13 protein-coding genes and 1 other annotated feature are annotated in these 18,544 nt (G+C 48.8%); of the genes, 4 read left to right on the top strand and 9 right to left on the bottom strand.

From position 1 onward, the window contains the following. Positions 1-79: 79 nt before the first annotated feature. The 4 genes from M3630_RS25710 to M3630_RS25695 form a co-directional block, all read right to left on the bottom strand. Entirely contained in the window at positions 80-1,666 is a 1,587-nt protein-coding gene (locus tag M3630_RS25710; RefSeq protein WP_251253972.1) for a M4 family metallopeptidase, read from the bottom strand. Between the two features lie 151 nt (positions 1,667-1,817). Further along, a complete protein-coding gene (locus M3630_RS25705) occupies positions 1,818-3,146 on the bottom strand; it encodes a helix-turn-helix domain-containing protein (RefSeq protein ID WP_251253971.1) in 1,329 nt (442 codons plus the stop codon). Between the two features lie 43 nt (positions 3,147-3,189). After that, positions 3,190-3,726, bottom strand: coding sequence for an HXXEE domain-containing protein (locus M3630_RS25700; RefSeq protein WP_251253970.1), 537 nt, complete (start codon positions 3,724-3,726; stop codon positions 3,190-3,192). A 15-nt stretch (positions 3,727-3,741) separates the two neighbouring features. After that, positions 3,742-4,332, bottom strand: coding sequence for a TetR/AcrR family transcriptional regulator (locus M3630_RS25695; RefSeq protein ID WP_251253969.1), 591 nt, complete (start codon positions 4,330-4,332; stop codon positions 3,742-3,744). 133 nt (positions 4,333-4,465) lie between these two features. Next, positions 4,466-4,743: a binding site (T-box leader), on the top strand. Positions 4,744-4,976: 233 nt separating this feature from the next. Here M3630_RS25695 and trpS point away from each other — a divergent pair. Continuing rightward, complete coding sequence (gene trpS / locus M3630_RS25690) at positions 4,977-5,963, top strand: tryptophan--tRNA ligase (RefSeq protein ID WP_047070564.1); 987 nt, start codon at positions 4,977-4,979, stop codon at positions 5,961-5,963. Positions 5,964-6,022: 59 nt separating this feature from the next. On the opposite strand, the gene M3630_RS25685 is transcribed toward trpS, so the two are convergent. The 4 genes from M3630_RS25685 to M3630_RS25670 all read right to left on the bottom strand — a co-directional run bounded on the left by M3630_RS25685 (position 6,023) and on the right by M3630_RS25670 (position 13,709). Next, positions 6,023-11,512, bottom strand: coding sequence for a chitobiase/beta-hexosaminidase C-terminal domain-containing protein (locus M3630_RS25685; protein ID WP_251253968.1), 5,490 nt, complete (start codon positions 11,510-11,512; stop codon positions 6,023-6,025). 171 nt (positions 11,513-11,683) lie between these two features. Continuing rightward, the gene (locus tag M3630_RS25680) at positions 11,684-12,364 is read right to left on the bottom strand and encodes a queuosine precursor transporter (protein WP_221867532.1); all 681 of its coding nucleotides are present in this window, start codon (positions 12,362-12,364) and stop codon (positions 11,684-11,686) included. A 69-nt stretch (positions 12,365-12,433) separates the two neighbouring features. Continuing rightward, complete coding sequence (locus M3630_RS25675) at positions 12,434-13,042, bottom strand: Crp/Fnr family transcriptional regulator (RefSeq protein ID WP_251253967.1); 609 nt, start codon at positions 13,040-13,042, stop codon at positions 12,434-12,436. A gap of 139 nt (positions 13,043-13,181) precedes the next feature. Further along, positions 13,182-13,709, bottom strand: coding sequence for an HPP family protein (locus M3630_RS25670; protein ID WP_251253966.1), 528 nt, complete (start codon positions 13,707-13,709; stop codon positions 13,182-13,184). Positions 13,710-13,848: 139 nt separating this feature from the next. Here M3630_RS25670 and M3630_RS25665 point away from each other — a divergent pair, with 139 nt between their 5' ends. Beyond that, entirely contained in the window at positions 13,849-14,805 is a 957-nt protein-coding gene (locus M3630_RS25665) for a GntR family transcriptional regulator (RefSeq protein WP_251253965.1), read from the top strand. Positions 14,806-14,966: 161 nt separating this feature from the next. After that, the gene (locus M3630_RS25660; protein ID WP_251253964.1) at positions 14,967-16,037 is read left to right on the top strand and encodes a hypothetical protein; all 1,071 of its coding nucleotides are present in this window, start codon (positions 14,967-14,969) and stop codon (positions 16,035-16,037) included. 148 nt (positions 16,038-16,185) lie between these two features. Here the strand turns inward: M3630_RS25660 and M3630_RS25655 are convergent, their stop codons facing one another. Then, positions 16,186-17,466 (bottom strand): NCS2 family permease, encoded by a 1,281-nt coding sequence (locus M3630_RS25655; RefSeq protein ID WP_285862383.1) that lies wholly within the window; start codon positions 17,464-17,466, stop codon positions 16,186-16,188. A 167-nt stretch (positions 17,467-17,633) separates the two neighbouring features. Between M3630_RS25655 and M3630_RS25650 the strand changes: the two genes are divergently transcribed. After that, on the top strand, positions 17,634-18,506 hold the full coding sequence (locus M3630_RS25650; RefSeq protein ID WP_232773639.1) for a LysR family transcriptional regulator: 873 nt from the start codon (positions 17,634-17,636) through the stop codon (positions 18,504-18,506). The last annotated feature ends 38 nt before the right edge of the window (positions 18,507-18,544 follow it).

The raw sequence follows: 18,544 nt of genomic DNA, 5'->3' as shown, positions 1-18,544 counted from the left end.
AAAATTGCCTTGCCCCACAAGGAGCAAGACAATTTTCAACAGTATGACAAATGTTTCTTGTCACGAAATATTTTAGTGATTATTGCACGCCAACTGCATCATACGCATCTCTTACAGATTCTACTTGTTGGGAATTAGCACCGAAAAGAACTGTTGCGGATTGAATAGCTGCTTGTCGCATAGCGGAGAAATTAGAGTTTGGATTGAGGTAGTTTGTTAGAGCGTAGTAGTAGATTTTTGCTGTGTCATTGCGACCAATGCCTGTAACCGTTACACCGTGGTGTGAGCCACCCTCTGCGAGGAGGTATGCCGCTTTGTTGTTGATACCGCTGTTCGTGTGTACGCCTCCGTTGTCATTTGGACCTGTATATCGATCGCTGTAGTGGTCAGGATCACCAGCAATGGTTGGATCTTCGAGAGAGCGCAGAGCATCTCCTGGAGTTCCTGGCGTGTATACATCTTCACCCATGAGCCAATCGTCGTTGTCAATCATTGCACCGAAGATATCAGAGATGGATTCATTTAACGCACCGGACTCATTTTGATAGATCAGATCGGCTGTTTTTTCTGTAACAGCATGTGTTAATTCATGTGCGACGACATCCAAGCCAGCAGACAGTGGACGGAATACGCTTCCATCTCCATCACCGTATACCATTTGTACGCCGTTCCAGAATGCGTTGTTATAGTTGCTACCGTAATGGACAGTGGAGATCAATTTCGCACCGTTGTTGTCATAGCTGTTGCGGTTATGTGCGTTTTTATAGTAATCGTAGGTTGCCTGTGCATAGGCATGCGCGTCAACAAGTGCTCCATCTGTCCACTTGTTATCGGTATCAGAGCCAAGAGTGCCTGGGAGAGTGTATCTGTTCCGTGCAGTGTACGTCTCAATTCCCTTGCCGCGAGTCGTATCTTTCGTTGTATAGTTGGTATTGCTTACTTTCGTTACTTCGAACGATTTGGAATCACCTAGTACCCCTGTACCCGTCCCTGTAATCTCATGGAGCATATTGTATTTGTTAATCACGTCACCAGTGTTTGCATCGATGAAATACTTCCAACGGCCTGGCTGTGGATCGAGGAAATTCAGCTCCACTTCGTAAGCCAAATACGATTCATCTTCGTGGATGTAGATGTAGAGGTTCCCTTCTGGCTTCACTTCGAACTTCTTCACTTCTTTGTCAATCTCATCCTCCAAATCCTTGATAGCCTCTTTCACCGCTTTATCTGCCTTGAGTTTTGGTTTTTTCGTCAGCTTATCATTGTTTGACAGGTCAGGCGCGTAGTTCCCGAGGAATGCCGTTACATTTCCATCTTCGTTTACGTGAATCGTCTGCTGATAACCATAGACCGGGATGCCCTCGTACATTTCTTGTACGCGATAGTGAGTCATGTCTGTCTCTTTGTCTGTCACTTCATCTAGCACTTTAAAGTGATCTTTCACATCTCCATCAATGCGGAAGGAATCTTGGTACTGTTCCAGGAATCCCCAAACTTTTTCTTCGCCATCCAGCTCTTCTGCTTCGAACTCTTCTCCGATAAATTCGGGGGTATCCCACTCAGCGCTATAGACAATGCTTTCGGATGCGGCCTGCGTAGCCAACGGCAGGAATGTAGTGGTACCTAATGCGAAGCTGAGTGTTACTGCAAAAACCGATTTCTTCATACTTGTTAACTCCTCCTTGGTAATTATTGTTTTTTATGTAATTTCATAGTTGTTTACATCTCTTATTATTTGTCATAAATGTGAATTTGAGAACAATTTTTTAACGACAAAAAAATCATTTCCCGAAAGAAATGATTAATTGGTAAATTTATTACAATTGCGATTGCCATTCGATTCGATACACCTTGCGCGGTCTGCCCCGCGGGTGCGGGTTTTCTTCTCTGATTACCTGCGCTAGTCCCTTTGACTCCAGTTCAATCAGGATTCGTCTGGCGCTTCGTGGCAGAATTTGCAGATATGAGGCTAATTCTGTCGCATGAATTTCCTGAGAGCCTCGCTTTTTGAGTATGGAGTACAGCTTGGCGAGCGTCATGACACTTAGGGAGGTAAGCTGACTGAGCTCTTGCAGCTTTTCTGAGTCGTACCGATAGGTGATCTGTTCATCACGACCAAGCGGCCCTGCGATGCTTTTGTCATCAAAGAAGACCATCCAGTTGCCTGCCCCGCGCTCTTTGGCGTGCAGCAAAGCCGCGCCACCGTGGATCTCTGCTTCATAAGCGGTCTTGCCGATCCCGATTCCGCACGTCACCAGATCAGCGCGAATGCCAAACAGCTCTTCCAAATCCGGCATGGTCGCATAGTCACGAGTCACTTCTTGCAGGTTGCCCCGCGTTGTAAAAATGACGTAGCGTCCGGGACCTGCTGTCTTTAGTGAGCCTTGCAAATGCTTTGCGTAGCGCAACAGCTTTTCCATCGTCTTGATCTCGGCATTTTGCCATTCATCTGTGGAAAAGTTGCCACCGGCAAGCTCGCGAAATGGATCGATCTCCATCATCTGCACAGCGATTTGGGTATCTTTGAAGTGAAGCATTTCGTGTGTCCGCAAAAGCATGTGAATGACCGAAATCACGCCTGCACGTGTCGGCACGACCCGATGTACAGGGACACCTCTGCGTGCCAGCTCTACATCTGCTGTCCGCAAGCAGGTGACAGCCACCTTTGTCTTGCCTGCCCTCCAAAGCTGTTCGTGGTAATCCGCCAGTTCATCGGCTGAGATCGCTCCCTCGTAATGCTTGAGCCATTTGTAGCCGCCAGCGATGCCCGCTTCATCCATAAAATGCTCCAGTTCTTCTGGTGAAAATGTATCAAAGCTCACTTCCTCCACCCGGATTCCCAATTGATGGGACAGATGAAGCAAGGTTCTGTACAAGCTCGCACCGAGATGAGGCACATACGCCATCGGGACTTGAACCTTGCCTGACTCGCTCACCATGGCATAAGGGACTTGTCCGGAGAAAAGCCACATATCCACCTCATCCACATGCGGCATGATCAGATCGAGGATTTCTTCTTCTTTCCAATAGACAATCGGCAAGTATTCAATTTCGGGAAACTCTCGCATGACTGATTCGATGATGGCAAGTGAATCATCCGCGCCTATTACGCCTAGTCGCAGCTTCAACAAAATTCCCTCTTTCACACCAATCTTCTCCTACTAGGATAACATACTCCCTTTCTTTTTCTCATCGGGGGATCATTTTACCTGCTGCCTCCCCAAGCCGGTGTGCCACGTACAAAACAGGTATGATCAGCAAGCTGAACGGCAATGTGCCCCATAGCAACGGCCACGTCACAAGCCCCGCCTCAAGCAATCGATCATACGTATATAAACTATACGGCAAAACGAATGCCACAGCCGTCACCACACCAGGTGTGTACGTGCGAAGGACAACGGTATGACCAATATGCATGAACACATGGAGAAACATCACGTGCAGACAAACGAGGAAAAACGGAAGGTACGTTCCAGACGAAAGCGTCGTGACAGTCAGGATGACCGCTACCGATAAAACTGCGAAAATACAGGAGACTGCGACAGCAAATTGCGCCGTATTCATGGAAAGAGACGGCTCCAGCATCTTCATAAGCCGTTCTGGCACAGTCCGTCTAATCATGTCTTTCTTGGCTCGCACCCAACCTTCTACCATCACGATCTCCTCGAAATCATGAAACATGAAAACAACTAAAAATAGCCAAATCAGATGGGACAGCTCCAGCATACAAGCACCCACTCCCTATTCGTTTGCCTGCAAAATTCCATATGCCAAAAAAGATACCGCGTCATCTGCAAGCTGCTCCGCTGTTTTCTCTCCTGTCAGCAAATACCGCGCCGTCATCCGGTCTATAACTGCGATCATTGCCTCAGCCGCTACCTCCACAGACAACTCGATACGAACATGCCCAGCAGTCTGATTTTGTCGCAAGTTGACAGCAACAATCGAAGCCAGCTTACGATGCAGCTCTTCGCCCTCTTCTGCCTGATACAGCACAATCCGGGTCAAGTCAGGCTGATCCTGAAAAAATCGGAACAAGGCGAGCAAGTTTTCCCGTACCTGATGGAAGACATCTGCCTTCGTCAAAGCCGTTACCTTTTGACCGCTGTTCGCCAATTCCCACAGCTTGGTGACGAATGTGTCCGTCAACTGCTGATACAAGCCTTCCTTGCTGTCGAAATACTGGTAAAAAGACGCCTGAGTCAGACCTGCTGCTTTCACAATGTCGCTCACCCGTGTACGATGAAAGCCTTTTGCCGCGAACTCAGAAGCTGCGGCCGCAAACAACCGACTGCGACTCAGCTCTCCTTTAGACAATTTGTCATTGGTCATTTTCTCACCTACCAAAAGTAACTCATCAGTTATATAACTCTTGAGTTATTTTTACAACTTTTGGATTTCCTTGTCAAGACCCACTTGCTTTTTCCTTCCGCTCTATGTAAAATGTTTGCTCAAAGGGTATCATTTGATGGCAATGAGGAAGAAGAGTAGTCATTTTGCGAGACTTCAGAGAGCTGATGGTTGGTGCGAATCAGTGTTAAGGAAATGATGAATGGGCTTCCGAGCTCCAAACCGAACCCGCCCTTATGGCGGCAGTAGGCCTTGGCGTTACGTCCGTACGTTACAATGGACACCGTATCAAGCTGTCTTACACAGAAGCGGTACGGATTAAAGAGATTTTGCGTATGGATGATTCCTTGCGCGAAATAACAAGGGTGGCACCACGGTTCATTCGTCCCTGTCCAGGGCGGATGGACCTTTTTGTATTTAAGCGGACATTCAAAAAATCGACTTTTGATCACGAAGTAGTTCTGAAAGCTTATGCGGCATCGAAAATGGCGTTCACCTTCGAAGTCCGGTGCTCATGTAGGTCCCCTACATTCCGCTCCTCCTTCTTCAGCTTCTCGCCATTTTCTCGGTGCTGAAAAGTCGACTTTTTGAATTCATATTTCACGATTGAAAGGAGCAACTTTCCCATGAAAACCATCTTTTCCGGCATTCAGCCGAGCGGCATTATGACACTCGGCAACTACTTGGGCGCAATGAAGCACTTCGTTCCGCTTCAAGATCAGTTCAACTGCTTTTACTGCATCGTCGACCAGCATGCGATCACCGTTCCACAGGAGCCTGCTGTTCTGCGCGAAAACATTCGTCGTCTCGCGGCTCTCTATTTGTCCGTTGGCCTCGATCCGAACAAAATGACGCTATTCGTCCAATCGGAAGTACCGGCCCATGCCAAGCTCGGCTGGATCATGCTGTGTACCTCTTACTTGGGTGAATTGGAGCGCATGACCCAATTCAAGGACAAATCCGATGGACGCGGCGAATCTATTCCAGGCGGTCTGCTAGCTTATCCTCCATTGATGGCTGCTGATATTTTGCTGTACGGCACTGATTTTGTCCCAGTGGGCGAGGATCAGAAGCAGCATCTGGAGCTGACACGTGATTTAGCTGCTCGTTTTAACAACCGTTATGGCGACATTTTCACCATTCCGGAAGTTCGCCTGCCAGAGACTGGCGCACGCATCATGTCCCTTGCTGAAGGCACCAAGAAAATGAGCAAATCCGATCCAAACCAAGGCGCCTTCATTTCCATGCTGGATGATGCAGACACCATCACGAAAAAAATCAAGCGCGCACAGACGGATTCCGACAGCGTTGTGCGTTATGACAAAGCAGAAAAGCCTGCTGTCTCTAACCTCATGACCATCTACTCCCTCTGCTCTGGAAAAACGCTGGACGAGATTGAAGCGATGTACGAGGGCAAAGGCTATGGCGCATTCAAAACCGAGCTGGCAGAAGTTGTCGTAGAAACACTCCGTCCGATTCAAGAACGCTTTGAGCAGCTGTTCCACTCCTCCGAGCTGGATGATATCCTGACTGCCGGGGCAGAAAAAGCGAATAAGGTCGCGAATGAGATGCTGTACAAAGTTGAAAAAGCGATGGGGATGGCACGTATCTAATCCATTTGCACAACAAAAAAACGGGCTGGGAAGCTTTCTCCCGACCCGTTTTCTTTTCGTCAATTGCTCTTAACCGTGACAGTTACCTTCGCTGTCTTGCCAGCGTAGCTGATCGTGATGGTCACTCTTGTCCCTGGTTTGGCATCATCCAAGACAAGAATACGTCCAGACTCATCCACCTCTACCTGTTCGGGCTTGCTTGATGTGAACTCGATACCCGCTGCTTCGGTAACGTCCTCTTCTGCATCATTACCGAGGATCGCCTTCACCTTGAGTTGTGCTTCCTCTCCTTGGGCTAGCTTGATTGATTTCGGCTCGATCTCGATCCTTTTCAGGGCACTCTCTCCGACGACATAAGTTGCCGCCGTTGTTACTGTAAAGCTACCCAAATCGTCTTCCTTCGTCACCTGGATCGCTTTACCCTTGAGTCCAGTAGCTGCTCTCCACATATTGCTACGGTACGAATACGCCTGGAGCTTTTCGCTTGCGTCCTCGGCGACTGGCAGACCAAGTGTAAAGCCTGTTTTGCCGAGATTTGTCACTTTTTTACCGTTGCTCCACACTTGCAATTGATACGCTTCGCCAGGATTCGGCACACCTTTCCACCCGTTCCCGTTTGCTTGTGTCAGAGCGAGGGCAAATTCTCTTGCACGCTGAGCGGCAAAATATGTGCCAGGCACCTCAAGCCATGCTTCGCTGTCCAAGGTTACGCGAATGCCTACCTCTTTTTCCTTTAATTGTTCAACGAGTTGCTGTTCCAGGGTCACCGTCGGATCAGCGGATTCTCCCTTGCGAGAACGCGTGTCGCTCGCATCGTCATCGCCTTCTTTCACCTGAACGAACAGCACAGGAGCAAAGCCGATCTTTTCTTTCACAGACTCGATTGCCTTCATGAATTCCCCGAGTACGTCCAGAAGCTCATCTACTTGTTCGTCATCTGCCTTGATTTCATCCCCATCATCTATGACGACAGTGCCAAGCTTTTTCAAGAGCTCTCCTGCCAATGTACGGACATGCTTGGCTACCTCTTTGGAAATATCCTTTTCATCGAGCGGCTCCAGCGCTGTTTTCGCCAAGCTCGTCAAAGAGGCAAGTGCCAGGCGGGCAATCTCTTCATCCTCGATGCCATCTTCAGTGAGTGGGTCAAATGCTTTGTCCAAAAAGCTCTTCGTCACATCTTGGAGTGTCTCTTCACTGATAATGCCTCGCTCAGCCTGCTCGGTTACTGCCTCGAGTACAGTCGTGATCGTATCCGTGACTGTCTCCCATTTCTCCGTCGGCGTCCATTGCTTGGCATCCAGAAGTTTTTCCAAATGGCTGAGCACTTGATCCACCTGACCCAAAATGGCGTTCTCCCCGTTACTTGAGGAGATCACTTGAGCTGCTTGCTTGTTCAACTCACGCTGCGCGTCCGGTGTCGGTGTTCTGTCCGGCGGCGTAACTGGCGGTGGTGAATCCGGCTTGGCCGGAACCTGTACGGTCAATACTTTCGTTTCTGCTGTCGATTGATCAGATGCTCGCGTGACCTCCAAAACCAGGTCTACATTCGTCTGGCGATATGGCAGCGTGATTTTGCCATCCAGCGCAATGACTGCTGGATCACTAGACGACTTGATCGTGATAGTAAAGCCTGTAGGTACTTCAGGCAGCGTCAAGCGCGTCTCACCCGCTGCGGGCTGTGTGAGCTGCGTAATGCTTTCCGCGACTTCTTGTGCTGTTTTTTCCGGCGTACCACGATCCTTCAAGTCCAGTTGGACAAGGACGGGATTATGATCACTCACACGTCCCTCGCTCTCGGTCAAGCCAGCGTTGATGTGAACGATGTCAACCTTTGTGTCATCCTCCAAGTGGTTGCTGACCAAAATTTGATCCAGGACTTGAGAGTTCCCTTGGTACACGTACGTATACTGCTCACCCTTCGGCAGTTTCTCGACCATATTGGTCAAAACGCCATCTGCCAATTCCTGCACCGGATTCGAAAACGGGAAATCGTTGAGATCGCCCAGCACCACAACATTTGCTTTCGCTTCCGCTGCATGGATTTCTTTTACGAAGTTATTTAACACACGGGCAATTTTCATCCGCTGTACTTCACTCACCAGCTGTGGCGGCTGATCTTTTCCAAACAGCGCTTGATCTCCGCCCTTGGAGTTGAAATGGTTGGCGATGACAATGACTGGCTCGCCCTGGAAAATGAATTCCGCTGCCAGTGGCTTACGGCTCGAAGCAAACGCCGCGTTGGTCGGATCTACCCGTCCTGGATTGTGTGACAAATGCGCTATACCATCTCGTGCCTCGATTTGCACCGCATCAGTCGCACCACCTGGCGTTCCTGCTGCCAGCTGTACCCGTTCTGGGTTGTAGAAGAAGCCGACACGGATGTTTCCTCCTGGCTGTCCACCATCCTGATTGTTCTGTGGCGCAATATCGATGTATCGGTAAGTCGGTCCGTTTTTGTTTGCTATTGCTTTGATCAATGCGTCGGCAGACTGCGTAGCATCTGTTTGCCCATTGTCCGTCGGGCCATTATCGTCCTGCATTTCCACCACTCCGATAATATCCGGCGCTTTCATGTTGTCTACAATCGTCTCGGCGATGCGATTGATTTTGGCAGAATCGGTTTTTGCCGAGAAATTCTCGATGTTGTACGAAGCGATTGTCAGCTTGTCTTCTTTTGGGGAAATACTTGTCACTGGCTGCTCATAATGGCTTGGCTGTACCGTAAACGCTCGTGTATGGAACAGCTTGTAGTTCGCAAAGCTGTAATCAATAATACCTACCAGCGGGCCGTCAAATTTGTCGCCGACTTTTACTTCTCCGGTAATCGATTCGAGTTTGTCCGATACCGTGATGCGCTCAGGGTGAAAATCATTGGCTTCCAGCACCACTCCGCCGGCTGGCGTACGTGGCTGATTCGGATGGGCTCGATCATCGATGACGACAAATTCCGTTGCGCGTGGATTGGTAAACGTCTTGGTTTCGCCAACCACGATGGGATTTTCGATTTGTACCAGCATGCCTTCGAGGCTTTCCCAGAAGTCGATGCCGTCCTGGTCTGGATCGAATTTGCCGAGACTGTCGTTGTCGATAATTCCTTTCGGATATTCGTAGTTGTCTTTGCCCAAGATGAGTGGGTCTGGGAGTCCCTTTGCTGGATTTACAACGGCGTACGAGGTTGCATCAATTTGCGTTTGAGTGAGGTCTGTACCCGCCCTGTTCGATGGTACATATTCCTTGACGGTACCACTAACGGTTACTTCATCGCCAGGGGCGACCGCTGCTTTTGGCTCGTAAACGTAAATGCCTTCAGAGGTAAATGGATCTGCGTCCGGTTGCGGGTCTTGCATATAAAAGCCTTGTACATTGCTGCCGCTTTTGACGATGGCCGTGACGATTCCTGGAATATTGGTCACCGTTCCATCCGTCATCGGTGAGCGGTGCGAGGTTCCTTGAATGTCATGGATACGAATGTTTTCTTTTTGAATCACATAGCGGAAGATCGCTATATTGCTGTCTGTGTAACCATCCTTGACGGCTATGGCTGAAAGCGTCGTATCCGTATCAATCTGGATCGGTCCCATATACTTGATGCTTCCTCTGCCGGGCGTTGAACCATCTACCGTATAGAAGATCGTAGCGTCAGCCATCGTCGTTGTGAGCGTGACATTTGTTCCTTTTGTCACCATAGGACCAGCTGGGCTCGCTGTAACCATCGGGACTTTATTCTCGTCCTCGACGAGATCGGCAACAGTGCGCGGCACCAGCTTGTATACATTGCGGTCATAGTTCACCACGCCTGTAATAGCTGCATAGCTCTTGTTCACTGGTAGCAGAAGAGAGGCATCCGGTCGAGACACAAACGTGCCGTGCTGATCCTCCAGCGTATAGTTGCCGCTTGATACTGATTTGACAGTAACCACCTTCACGGTTACCAGTTTGCCTTCCAATGCCTCTCCTGTAGCAGTTGCAAAATCAGTGGAAGTCACAACTTGCGGGTTAGGCACACCTGCTTGCTTTTGCACGATTTCCACGTTATTGGTGAGCGCTTCGAGTTGAGCAAGTCCATAATAATCATTCATTTTTCCGGTAGCTCGGATCTTGTCTCCTACCTCAATTTTGCCAGTCAGCCCTGGCGCACGAAGTACGAGTCCTGCCGTCTCATCTTGGAAGTAGACGTTGTTTTGTCCGCCCGCTTCAAACATCGCGGTCACCGTTCCGACGACAATCACGTTCGTCCCAACCGGGGTTTTTCTTGCTTCAGCAATCGTCGTCGAACCTACGGCTGACTTGGTGACGCTAACTTCCGGGCTCTCAAACGACTTGCCATATTCCCCAACTGTTTGCTGCGTTACGAGGATATGATCCAACTGGTCGATGTTTGGAATCGTAAGGGAAAATGACCCATTTGCCTGTGCCGTTCCAGTTTCTTTGTTACTAAGCATTAGCGGTTGTTTTTGTGGATCGTATGCACGCAGTATCGCATTCCCTGCTGCCGCACCTGCTTCTCCACGCAGCTCGCCCACACCGTTCAATGCTTGCAGGCTGACTTTATCCTGGATCATAGCTGGGCTTGCTACCGCTGGCCTCAGCTCAATGCTCGCGCTTTCCTTCTTGCTCCCTTCCGTTGCCGTGAGATAGACTCCCTGTGCATTTGGATCGGGATTGGTAAAAGTCAGGTCGATCAGTCCAGAAGCATCCGAATCTTGCTGCGCCAAAGGAGTGTCGTTACCTGTTCCGGTAGGCTGACTCGCATAAACCTTAATAGTTCGCCCTTGACCGACATAACCGCGAATTGTTGCTTGGATAGGATCCGTATGATCAAAAATGAGTTCTGTGGCATTCGGCTTTTCGGTCACATCTGTTGGTAGCGGCGGTTCTACCGGGCTTTGCGTGTTTTTCGGGGTAGGTGCCCCTGTAATAAAATCGTTGCCGTTGTTATTGGTATCCCAGCCATTTCCTCCGTTCGGCACAATGCCGCTGGCGTCGCTAATCCGTTGGGCACTGGTCGTATTCGAGGGAGCTGGTGCTGGTGAGTTGCCCTCAGATGAATTGGCAGTACCAAAGCCAACCATATCCACGACACTTGCTTGGGAAGTGACATCCGCCCCTGTTAACGGGGTACTATCGTTGACCAGCGCTACCTTCCCATTCGACCCTGACAAGTTCAGAGTCCCGCTATCGTCAGGAGTTGGCAGTTCCCCCCCTGCTGCACCCGATGAGGCTAGCTGAACTAAATAGAAGCCGTACGGGGCTATGCTTCCTGTCAACCCTGCCTTTTGCCAAGATGTTCCCGTAGCAGAAGCATACTGTACAGACCAGCCTCCAACCGAAACAGCCGTGTCTGTCGGGTTATACAGTTCAATGAAGTCATTCTTGTAATGGGCACCTGAATTCCCCCCACCCCCATACACCTCACTGATCACCACATGATCAGCCCGCTCGGCTTTTGCCTGTGGTATCCACCCGGTCGGTAAAACAGTTCCCATCATGACCGCGGCTATTAACACCAGCTTAGGCCATCTGGAAGTAATCCCTCTTTTTTTCAACATTCTCGCATCATTCCTCCTCACATCATTCGGAAGTAATTACTATAAGATGGTAAACGTATAACCTGAATCTTATGTAAATTTGATGTAAAGTTTGTATAATCCTTCTAAACATGGAAAAACAAAAACCGCCAAGTTTCATCGTCCTTGGCGGTTTTTCCGTGTTTTTGTCAATTAGCTTTCGTCCACTTTCATACTACGTGCGATATAAAGAGCCGGCGTCGAAGCTGCCGATACGACAAACTTGATCAGGTAGGTGGTCAACAGGATTTGCCACCAAACATCCATCGGGAATTCTCCCAAAAAGGCAATCGTACAAAAGGTAACCGAGTCAAGCAACTGACTAAAGAGCGTGCTTCCATTATTGCGAATCCAGAGCTGATTTGGGCCCGGACATTTTTTCTTCAACCACGAATAAATTTTCACGTCGACAAACTGGCTGACAAAATACGCACACAAGCTACCCAATGCAACTCTTGGCATCAAGCCAAAAATCGTCTCTAAGGAACCTTGGGCAATATCTGTTTCCTGTGGTTCAAACACCAGCACGAGCTGCATGATGATCGTTGCCGCAATTAAGGTAAAGAAGCCGAACCATACGGCTTTTTTCGCTTCTCTTTCCCCATACTTCTCGTTCAATAAATCGCTTACCAAATAAATAGAAGCATAAATCGTATTGCCGAGCGTCATGACCAAGCCGAACATTTCGATCGTTTTGACCACTTGGATGTTGGCCAGCACGGTTGCCATCCCGATCCACGCGTACAGTCCCATTCTGCCGAACAATCGGTAGCAGAGCAGGAACAGCCCGAAGTTCACCAGAGCAAACAGCACTCCGATCCAAAAATTAAACATATGATTTCCTCCTAGTTTTGATAACGCGGGAGTTTACGAACCGCGGCCCGTTTTGAGCATTCAATCATTTTACTTGCATTCTCTTTTTTTATCAACCATTCTCGAGGCATGTACCGCAATCGACATGCGGGACACCAACACCATTCCCTCATCGACCAAACTGGCTAATGCTAATGAAACAGTTTCTCTGGTCGCCCCTACCATGTTGGCAATCTCCTGGTGGGAGAGAGATACGGTCAATTTCCAAAACGGCCCTTCTGCTCTTCCAAACCGCTGACATAACTGAACCAACAGATGCAACACGCGATCCCTGACCGATTCCAAGGCCAGCTTTTCCATCCGCTCCTCTTGTTCGCCCAATCGTTTTGACAACTGATACATCATTTCTTTCAAGCGTGGTGGACATGCTTGCAGCATTTCTTCCATCCGAGTCGCACTCCAATGAGTAAGGGTCGTTTTTTGCATCGCTTCAATGTACACAGCACGTGACCCTAGCACCATTTCCCCAATCTCGCCAAAAACAGCCCCGGGTCCCAGCAATCCCACGGTAAAGGATTTTCCATCCTCGTTTAACCGAGAGAGACGCAGAAGTCCCTTTTGAATGAAAAAAATGCCCATTCGAGTGTCCGTCGGTGTCTGAAACACCGTTTTCTTGGCTAGAACGATTTGCTCACTCATGATACATCCTCTCCACACCATATACCTAGTTACCTATACTTTTATGCACTTCATCTCATTTGTCAATCACCTCCCCTCTTCTTTCTCCATGAAAAAATGACCCCCTAATAAAAGGCGGCCATTGTTTACTGTGATATTGCTATACCCAAAACACAGGATAAGCACGCTTCTTATGCATGTTATTGACGAATAGCGCAATCAGCACAACCACTACTGCACCTATAAGTACCGGAGACAATAAAAACTCCCACCCCTTGCCGTCCATGACAATGACGATCGGATTGGCACCCGCAGGAGGATGGGTCGTTTTCGTCACATGCATGGCGACAATCGCAAGACCGACACTAACTGCTACGACCCACAGCTGCGATCCGCCTATTTGATAAAGCAGCACGCCAACCAAGCTGGTAAAAAAATGCCCCCCGACGATATTGCGCGGCTGAGATAACGGCGAATCCCAAGCCACGAAAGCAAGCACACAGCTTGCTCCAAATGAAGCCATCAACCAGACAGCGGTGGTGAATTCCGTCAGCATGCCCAGCACCCCTATCGTCACTAATCCGCCAAGGCCCCCAATCAAAGCAACTGAACCAGATATTTTCAAAGGCGTTCTGCTTCTCCCCTTCATTTTGGCTACAAATCCCTTTATGCTCCATTCATCACTCATCACAGCCACCTCCTGCTCCCATCGTAGCAAGTGACCCTTCCTTGTTCTGTAAGCTATCTTACAAAAACACAAATAATAGCTAGTTACCTAGATATTTAGTAAAATAAAATACAAACACCAAACTGTGAGGCGAATATCCATGACTCAATCACTTGTGCGGCTAAATCCAGACTTTCCAATCCCGATTCATGTGCAAATCAAAGAACAATTGAAGCTTCTCGTTGGCCTCGGCCACCTTCAACCGGGCGAAATGCTCCCACCTGCTGCCCAATTAGCGGATCAGCTGCAAGTCAACCGCAACACCATCAATGCTGTATACACACAGCTACGGGATGAAGGTCTCGTCCATATGCAAAAGGGTCGCGGCACCTCTGTCGCCGACAATTCTGCGATTACTGCCTTTCGCATGCGGCAGCAATCGCTTTATGATCACGCCAAAACCATCATGACCGAAGCACAGCAGCTTCCGTTTTCGCTGAATGAGCTTATGCTTGCTTCCATTGCTTACGGGCACTTGTTTCTTTCCCGGTCCAAAAAAGAAGCCCGATGGCTCTTGGTAGAATGTCACGAGCATGACCATCCTTTTTATCGTAGGAAAATAGAAGAGATCATTGGTCAGCCCATTCAGGCTGCCTATCTTGAAAACCATTCAGATGTTCTCTCTGCTATACAAGATGCCGACCAAATCGTCACCACCGTCAATCATGCAGAGGAAGTAAAAGAATTAGCTGCTCATTATCACAAATCAGTCCTCATCATTGGAGCAAGTGCCCAGACGAGCACGCTTCTGGAGATCGCTCGCCTGGAGGCAGGCCGTTCAGTTGGGTTTGTTTGTCTCGGAAAAAAAGGCGGGGAATGGATGGCGAGACGGGTACAAGAGGCAGGTATCGAACAGATTCAACACATGACCGCAGGATTCGCTGATGAACGCTCCTTGCAGCAGATTATCCACGATTCTGACTTGCTCTATGCCTCCGCTGCGGTATATGATCAGCTCCTCGCGTTAGCTCCAGACAAAACACGTCTCTATCCCATGCTGTTGGAGCAAAGCAGCGAGGCACTGCTAAAAGAAGCGAGCAACCTCCTAGCCCCCTAACTTTTACCTGTTACCGATTTGTAGGATTTATGTCGATAGTCTGTAACCAATGCATCCATCCTATCGTACATAATGAACGTGTAGCAAGGACAAGCCAAGATGCAGCACACTACACATTTACATCATGATCAGTCAGCAAGACTGGGGAGGAGATTCACCACATGAAACACATGAAACACTTGAACAAACTCGTAACAGGAACAGTACTTACTTCCGTACTTTTCACTGGAGGGTATGCAATCACAGCAGATGCAAGCAACACAACTGCTACAACAAAAGGCTTGCAAGAGATTACGAAAAAAACAGCAGACGTAACGGGTGACAAAACCGCAGACACAGTCGTTCTGTACGGGAAAAAAGAGAAAAACAGCCCATACGTGAAGGACCTCACCATCAAAGTAACAGATGGCAAAACGAAGAAATCTTTTAACATCGACGTGAAGGACAACGGCTACGAGCCGAAGCTGTCCGTTCAAGATTTCACTTACGATAAAAAAGGCGAGATCATGGTTACTGCAAGCACTGGCGGAAGCGGCGGCTACACAACCAATCACATCTACACCGTGAAAGATGGAAAAGCGAAAGAACTCAGCCTGCCAGGTCTCGATAAAAACAAAGCAGGCGTAGTCGGAGCGGACTTCGTTGAACTGAAACCGATCGACCTAAACAAAAATGGCCTCTACGTACTGGAAGGCACAGAGCGTCTGACTGGTGATTACAATGCAGATGTTCGCGGCTACCTCAAATCCAAATGGAAGTGGAACCAAACCAAATGGGAATTGATGAGTGCCAACTTCGAACCAGCTGTAAAACCACTCGAAGTCTATCATGATACTTTCAAAAGCCAAGACGCAGCCTTTGCTTTTAAAGGTCCAAAATCTTGGAATGGCAACATCCTTGTTGAGGAAAAAACAGGCCCAAATGCAGACGAATACTTGCCAGAAGCAAAGAGTGTAACCCGCTTCATCTTCAATGCTGACAAAGCGGAAGATCGTACACCAGTTGTAGTTATCACCGCGTTTGACCTGAATGACTGGAAAAAACTGAACAACCCGGACGAGCCACCAGTCGGCGTCGAAATTGCACGTAACCAGGCAACCAACACGGTTTATGTAGCAAGCTTGCCACAAGACACAGTATTTGATCCAGCAAGCAAAGAAGGGAAGAAATTCATCCCTCTGATGATGTCTCTGGACCAAGTAAAACAAGCATTTACGCTGGTAAAACGATAATCAATATACATCTCTCCATGAATAATCCCTTTGCCTCTCTCATTGGCAAAGGGACTTTTTCGTTGTTTTTGAGATGGTTTTACGAGGCAAATCGCACGGGAGAACAGAATAAAAAACCCCCGACACAAGTCGAGGGAAACCTTCTCTTTTATGCGAAGATCGGCAGCATGAGATTCAGCAAGAACAATCCCGCGATGACATACATGAGCGCAGGCACTTCACGGCGTTTGCCCAATGCGAGCTTCAAGAGCGGATACGCCACGAATCCAAACGCAATTCCATCTACAATGCTGTAGGACAACGGGATAATCGCGATGATCAAAAAGGCAGGGAAGCCTTCCGAGAAGTCCTTCAGATTGATATTCTGTACATTTTGCAGCATCAGTGCACCAATGATGATGAGCACCGGAGCAATGGCTCCATCTGGAATCATTTTGATGACAGGAAGCAAACCGAGCGAGAGCAGGAACAAGGTACCTGTTACAAGTGCGGTTAGTCCCGTCCGTCCTCCCGCTGCGATTCCTGCTGCTGTCTCTACCGTAGAAACCGTCGGACTGGTTCCCAGAATGCCAGAGATGGCAGCCGACAATGCATTCGCTTGCAGCGACCGGCCGAACTTCTCGGGCTGCCCAAGCATCGAGGTATGCCCATGAATCAAGCCGATATTTTCAAAGACGATGACCATCGCCAATGAGAAGGTCGCGATCCAAAATGGCAACGCCCAAATGGCTGAAAAGGAAAGACCCGCAAATACGCTTCCGTAATCCGCGAACGAAAACGAGCCTCCTCCTCCTGGCTCGATAATCCCGAACAAAAAGCCAAGTCCTGTACCAACCGCAATACCGATCAAGAAGTTGCCCGGTACATTGCGAACAAACAAAATCAACGTAACAATCAAAGTTATCAGCGTGACGATCACATGCGGGCTGGACACGTCACCCAGCGCGACAAATGTAGACGGATTCATAACGATCAGCCCGCCTTTTTGCAGACCGATGAAGGTCAAGAACAGCCCGATCCCTACGGTAATCGCTTCTTTTAGCGAAGCGGGTATCGCATTGGACAATATTTTCGCGGCCTTGGTAAAGGCAATGACACTAAAGATCAGACCCGAAACAAAAACAGCTGCCAATGCTTCTTGCCAAGTGAGGCCCATCGATTTGCATAACGTGAACGTAAACAGGGCGTTGATCCCCATGCCGGGAACCAGAATAATAGGTGCATTTGCCCAAAAGGCCATAAGAAGTGACCCGATAAATGCCGTCAATACAGTCGCCAGAATGCCTGCTTCCATCGGTATTCCAGCATCATTTAAAATCGAAGCGTTTACGGCAACAATGTAGACAATGGTGACAAAGCCAATAAATCCGGCGATGAGTTCCCTTTGAAACGTCGTGTCGTAAGCGCGCAAGTGAAATAGCTTTTCCATCCACGTACGCACGGATTTCCCTTCTTTCCTTTATGTCTTTTCCATGAAGTGAAGATTCACAGGAAACATGCTATCATAGCTTCATCAATATGAAAAATATCCATAAAATCTAATTTTCATATCGTTTTCATATGGAACCATTCTCGTTAGGAAAGAAGGCATTGTGTGTGGACATTCGGCAACTGCGTTATTTTATCGCCATAGCAGAAGAAGGTCAGATAACAGGAGCGGCTAAAAGGCTGAACATGGCCCAGCCGCCTTTGAGCCAGCAACTGAAACAAATGGAGGAGGAACTCGGGACCTTGCTTGTTGAGCGCTCAGGCAAACAAATGGTTCTGACAGAAGCAGGCGTCACTCTCTACAAACAGGCCCTCAATATCGTTCATCAAATGGAGGAAGCCCTTTCCGAGGTCAAAGAGACAGGCGAAGGCATTCGTGGGACGCTTTCCATTGGTGTCAGCGCACTGTCAGCCTATCGTCTGCCAGAACAAATTCGCGTGTTTCAGCAAAAATATCCGCTCATTACGTATAAAATTTGGAAAGGCGATACGCAGCTCCTCAATCAGTGGCTGGAGCGCAGAACCATAGAAGTCGCAATCGTACGTCTCCCCCACTCATTGAACAACTGCACCATGATTCCGTTGGAGGAAGAGGATTTTGTGCTCATTGTTCCTGCCACCTCCCCTTATGCCGATCGCAAAGAAATCGAAATGCGCGAGATCGCTCAGCTCCCGCTCATCATGCCGAGCACGCCAGGATTGGGCATCTACGACTTGATTATCAAGGAATTTTCCCGTCTAGGCGTGGAACCGCATGTCATCTGCGAGTGCCCGGACATCTCGCTCATCGTCAGCATGGTCGCCTCCTCTGTCGGTTCCTCCATCGTCCCCATCTCGGCATGGGAAACTCATCAGAGCGAACAAATTCGCGGGATTCGACTCTCCGGTACTTCTATTTATTCTTCCGCTGCTGTCGTTTGGCAGTCTGGACGCCATCTATCCAAAGCAGCGAATCGGTTTATCGAGACGTTTTCATCGTAACTCCAGTGGAATAATCTTGGAAATCCCGCGGGATGATA

The organism is Brevibacillus sp. MER 51, assembly GCF_023714195.1.
In the GTDB taxonomy this organism is placed as follows: Bacteria; Bacillota; Bacilli; order Brevibacillales; family Brevibacillaceae; genus Brevibacillus.
Note: the sequence above shows the minus strand (reverse complement) of the source record. Positions and strands in the feature narration are given on the sequence as shown.

Excerpts from the sequence above, each read along its gene's own strand:
- M3630_RS25675 (WP_251253967.1), bottom strand. The coding sequence starts at position 13,042 with ATGAGTGAGCAAATCGTTCTAGCCAAGAAAACGGTGTTTCAGACACCG.
- M3630_RS25685 (WP_251253968.1), bottom strand. The coding sequence starts at position 11,512 with ATGTTGAAAAAAAGAGGGATTACTTCCAGATGGCCTAAGCTGGTGTTA.
- M3630_RS25695 (WP_251253969.1), bottom strand. The coding sequence starts at position 4,332 with ATGACCAATGACAAATTGTCTAAAGGAGAGCTGAGTCGCAGTCGGTTG.
- trpS (WP_047070564.1), top strand. The coding sequence starts at position 4,977 with ATGAAAACCATCTTTTCCGGCATTCAGCCGAGCGGCATTATGACACTC.
- M3630_RS25700 (WP_251253970.1), bottom strand. The coding sequence starts at position 3,726 with ATGCTGGAGCTGTCCCATCTGATTTGGCTATTTTTAGTTGTTTTCATG.
- M3630_RS25680 (WP_221867532.1), bottom strand. The coding sequence starts at position 12,364 with ATGTTTAATTTTTGGATCGGAGTGCTGTTTGCTCTGGTGAACTTCGGG.
- M3630_RS25670 (WP_251253966.1), bottom strand. The coding sequence starts at position 13,709 with ATGAGTGATGAATGGAGCATAAAGGGATTTGTAGCCAAAATGAAGGGG.
- M3630_RS25710 (WP_251253972.1), bottom strand. The coding sequence starts at position 1,666 with ATGAAGAAATCGGTTTTTGCAGTAACACTCAGCTTCGCATTAGGTACC.
- M3630_RS25660 (WP_251253964.1), top strand. The coding sequence starts at position 14,967 with ATGAAACACATGAAACACTTGAACAAACTCGTAACAGGAACAGTACTT.
- M3630_RS25655 (WP_285862383.1), bottom strand. The coding sequence starts at position 17,466 with ATGGAAAAGCTATTTCACTTGCGCGCTTACGACACGACGTTTCAAAGG.
- M3630_RS25665 (WP_251253965.1), top strand. The coding sequence starts at position 13,849 with ATGACTCAATCACTTGTGCGGCTAAATCCAGACTTTCCAATCCCGATT.